This window comes from Nocardioides sp. CPCC 206348 (genome assembly GCF_048654705.1).
In the GTDB taxonomy this organism is placed as follows: Bacteria; Actinomycetota; Actinomycetes; order Propionibacteriales; family Nocardioidaceae; genus Nocardioides.
Map to the genome: position 1 here is coordinate 6,530 of NZ_JBMCZA010000171.1, position 246 is coordinate 6,775.

Annotated in this window: 1 protein-coding gene; it reads right to left on the minus strand. The window is 65.9% G+C overall.

The window, feature by feature from the left end:
* The coding region (locus ACOADB_RS13560) for an acyl-CoA dehydrogenase family protein (RefSeq protein ID WP_378599428.1) at positions 1–246 on the minus strand (246 nt) is incomplete at both ends.

The window sequence follows — 246 nt, forward strand, 5'->3', positions numbered from 1 at the left end:
CAGGAAGACCTCGTTGAACTCGGCCTCGCCGGTGATCTGGCGCAAGGGCCTCACCTCGACACCGGGATCCGTCATGTCGCAAATGAAGTAGGTCAGGCCGGCGTGCTTCACCGCGTCGGGGTCGGTGCGTGCGACGAGGATCGCGAACCGCGCAGAGTGCGCGTTGGACGTCCACACCTTCTGGCCGTTGACCACCCAGCCATCACCGTCGCGCACCGCCCTGGTGGAGACGTTGGCGAGATCCGA